The sequence below is a fragment of the Phaeobacter sp. SYSU ZJ3003 genome (genome assembly GCF_041300735.1).
In the GTDB taxonomy this organism is placed as follows: Bacteria; Pseudomonadota; Alphaproteobacteria; order Rhodobacterales; family Rhodobacteraceae; genus Phycobacter; species Phycobacter gallaeciensis_A.
This window is the reverse complement of the sequence record NZ_PXNU01000121.1, coordinates 1-2,304: the sequence shown is the minus strand read 5'-3', so window position 1 is coordinate 2,304 and position 2,304 is coordinate 1. Positions and strand designations below refer to the sequence as shown.

Genomic DNA, 2,304 nt, shown 5'->3' with positions numbered 1-2,304 from the left:
TGTAAATGCTGGATTGAATTTCCCCGGAAGTGCTGGCGCAAATTTCCCCACCTCGCGGGTTCGGCGATCAGCCGCGATGGTGATCAGCACCTCCGTTTTTTGGTGGTCGGCCGCGCCGTTTCGGCGGGAGCGGTGGTGCAATGTTGGCATGGGCGCGGGTGTGCTCGGGGATCAGGTCAGCATGTTGGCGCAACCGGTAGCTGGCGCCCTCGATCTGGACTACAACGGCATGATGCAACAGTCGGTCCAGCAGTGCGGTTGCGACCACGGGGTCGCCAAAGACTTCACCCCATTCGGCAAAGCCGCGGTTTGACGTCAGGATCATCGCCCCTTTTTCATATCGCGCGTTGACCAGCTGGAAAAACAGGTTGGCGCCGCCGCTGGTGATGGGCAGGTAACCGATTTCATCGACAATCAGCAGAGACGCACGGGCGTAAAACCGCAGCTTCTCAACCAGGCGGCCCTCTCGCTCCGCCTTGGACAGCGCCTCAATCAGCTCGGCTAAGGTGCAGCGATAAACACTGCGTCCCGCCTTTACAGCTGCAACACCGATGGCCGTGGCAAGGTGGCTTTTACCTGTTCCGGGCGGGCCAAGGAAGTGCAGTACTTCTGCTCTCTGGATGAACTCCAGTTGGGCCAGCGCCATGATCCGGTGCCGGTCCAGTGACGGCTGGAACGAGAAGTCGAAGCTTTCCAGCGTCTTTACTGGGGTGAGGCGCGCTGTGCGTAGTCCAACACCGATCCGGCGGCCTTCCCGCAGATTCAGTTCTTCGGTCAATAACTCGTCGATCGCCTCGATGGCGCTGATCTCGCCCTTCTCGAGGCGGCTGAGGGTCTGGTCCAGCGTCTCCAGGGCCCGGGCCATGTGCAGACTGACAAGGCTCTGGCGGATCCGTTCGGTCACCGGGGTCATGGGCGGCCCTCCGGTGTATTGGCCAGCCGGCGGCCCACGGCTTCATAAAAGGCCAAAGGGCGCTGTGCGACCGGGCCATCGGCCGGGGGCGACGGGAGTTGGACGGCCAGCTGTGCGGCTGGAATGGGCTTTCGATGACTGGGATCGACCCGGCGCTGGTTCTTGCCCTCCAGCACCGGGTGGCTGGCAATCAACTGGCCATCCTCAAAGATCCGGACCTCTGCCGGATGGTTCTGAACTTCGACGATCCGGCGCCGTGTGGTGTCGGGCACGCTGTATTGATTGCCACCCACGGCGACCATCCCCTCCTGGCTGATCCGCCGTTCGACGGTCAGAACCGCTTCGTATGGGCGCGCTGGCAAAGCCAGTAGCTGCGGTCTTTCCTCGGCAAAATGTTCATCGACAATCCGCTGTGTCGTGGCATGCACACGAGGATTGGCGATTGTTGTGCGCCAGTCCTCGAACTGCGCGTTCAGATCGTCCAGATCTCGGAAGCTGCGCCCAAGGAAGAAGTCCTGCCGCACATAGCGGAACGGCCGCTCGACCTTTCCTTTTGTTTTAGCCCGATATGGCTGGCAGGCTCGCGGCGCCGACCTATAGTGGGCCAGCAATGCCACCAGAGATGCATTGTAGGTCACGACCCCAGAAGCGTCCTCACCAATGACAGCGGTCTTCATCCGGTCGTAGAGGATCTCGGTGCAGGCCCCGCCCATCGCGTCGAACGCGGCGATATGACAGCGCATCACTGTTTCCAGAGTCTGGTTCGGGCAAAACCGCCCCCAGAGCCAGCGGCTGTACCCAAGCACCATGCTGAACAGCCACACCTTTCGCATGACGCCGGGCTCGCAGATGAACTCCACCTGGAACTCGGCAAAATCCACCTGGGCCTGCTGGCCCGCAGCCGTCTCGAAGCGGCGTTCGAACTGCCGCGGCACTGCGGGCCGGATCAGGCGGAGATATTCCGTCAGCGTGGAATAGGCCCCTTCATACCCCATCGCCTTGATCTCGCGATGCAACCTGCGCGCTGAAAGACCAGGGAACGCTTCAAGCCGATCAATCAGATAGGATTGAAACCGATCTGCCAGCCGGTTGCTCGGCTCCCTTGGCCCATAAACCGGAGCCTCAAGGCCCCGCTCCAGATATTTCCTTACCGTCTTGCGGTCGAGCCCGGTCTGCCGCGCGATTGCGCTGACGCCAAGGCCCTGCCGCTTTAATTCCAAGATCATCACGATCTCCCTCAATCTCACCACCTGCAAGCCTTTCCACTGGCCTCTACAGGGGAACTATGCGTGACCGATGATCAGGGGGCATGCCCCCTGATCATCGGCATCCGCACTAAACTGGGGAATTTTCATCCAGCCGTTTTGGGGAGATTACGTCCAGCACTCACA

2 protein-coding genes are annotated in these 2,304 nt (G+C 61.0%); both read right to left on the bottom strand.

Translation table 11 applies throughout. From position 1 onward, the window contains the following. Nucleotides 1-67 precede the first annotated feature (67 nt). Nucleotides 68-913 (bottom strand): IS21-like element helper ATPase IstB, encoded by an 846-nt coding sequence (gene istB / locus C6W91_RS20940; RefSeq protein WP_370571584.1) that lies wholly within the window; start codon nucleotides 911-913, stop codon nucleotides 68-70. Further along, nucleotides 910-2,163, bottom strand: a complete 1,254-nt coding sequence (gene istA, locus C6W91_RS20935; RefSeq protein ID WP_370571583.1) for an IS21 family transposase — start codon at nucleotides 2,161-2,163, stop codon at nucleotides 910-912. The genes istB and istA overlap by 4 nt, the downstream gene beginning before the upstream one ends. Nucleotides 2,164-2,304 lie beyond the last annotated feature (141 nt).

Bases quoted from the DNA above. Each gene is read 5' to 3' on its own strand.
- istB (WP_370571584.1), bottom strand. From the start codon at position 913: ATGACCCCGGTGACCGAACGGATCCGCCAGAGCCTTGTCAGTCTGCAC.